Consider the following 1,128-nt stretch of genomic DNA (forward strand, 5'->3'; position numbering starts at 1 on the left):
GCAGGAACGCGATGAAACGGTGGGCGGGAAGGTGGCCCGGCACCGGGCGGCCGTGGGAGCGCCCCCGGAACGTCGAGTACGTCCCGTCGTGGACGAACGCGTGTTCCATCGCCTTGGCCAGGGTGGCGAGGCTGCCGAAGTCGCTGTAGTAGCCTTGGCGCTCGCCGGACAGCGCCGCCCACAGGGCGTGGTGGACGTCGTCGCACCACTGCGCGTCCAGGCCGTGCCCACCGGCTTCGCGGGTGGTGACCACCCGGGGGTCGTTCAGGTCGGACTCGGCGATCACGAACAGCGGCCGGCGCTGCTGGGCGGCGAGGCCGTGCACCGCGGCGGTGATCTCCTCCAGCAGGTGGACGGCCCGGTTGTCGGCGAAGGCGTGCACGGCGTCCAGGCGCAGGCCGTCGCAGTGGTAGTGCCGCAGCCAGTCGAGCGCGTTGTCGACGATGAACGCCCGGACCTCGTCCGAGCCGGGCGCGTCGAGGTTGACCGCGGGCCCCCAGGGCGTGACATGGGAGTCGGTGAAGTAGGGGCCGAACCGGGACAGGTAGTTCCCGTCCGGCCCGAGATGGTTGTAGACGACGTCCATGATCACGCCGATGCCCCGGTTGTGCGCCGCGTCGACGAAGCGCTTGAGCCCGTCCGGACCGCCGTAGGGCTCGTGGACGGCGAACAGGTCCACACCGTCGTACCCCCAGCCGTGCCGGCCGGCGAAGGCGTTGACGGGCAGCAGCTCGACCGCGTCGACCCCGAGCGCCACGAGGTGGTCGAGCCGTTCGATGGCCGCGTCGAAGGTGCCTTCCGGGGTGAACGTGCCGACGTGCAGTTCGTACAGGACGCTGCCGGCGAGCGTGATGCCCCGCCAGGCACTGTCGGACCAGGAGAACAGCGAGTGGTCGACCAGGCGTGAGCGGCCGTGGACGCCGCCCGGCTGCCAGGCCGAGCGCGGGTCGGGCAGCTCGTCGACGTCGCCGTCGACCAGGAACGCGTAGTCGGTGCCGTGACCGGCCGCGGGCACGTTCACCCACCACCAGCCGCCTTCGTCGGTCATCATCTCATGGACGGTCTCATCGCCGTCCGTGCCGGTAACCACACCCACCGTCTTGGCATCTGGCACCCACACGCGGAAAG

Annotated in this window: 1 protein-coding gene; it reads right to left on the reverse strand. The window is 70.9% G+C overall.

Going from position 1 to position 1,128, the window contains the following annotated elements; genetic code table 11:
- Window positions 1-1,128, reverse strand: a 1,128-nt coding sequence (treZ, locus tag DD1DGNOD_RS29200; RefSeq protein WP_241255620.1) for a malto-oligosyltrehalose trehalohydrolase, incomplete at both ends; no start/stop codon positions are given.

The sequence above is a fragment of the Candidatus Protofrankia californiensis genome (assembly GCF_900634765.1).
Lineage (GTDB): Bacteria > Actinomycetota > Actinomycetes > Frankiales > Frankiaceae > Protofrankia > Protofrankia californiensis.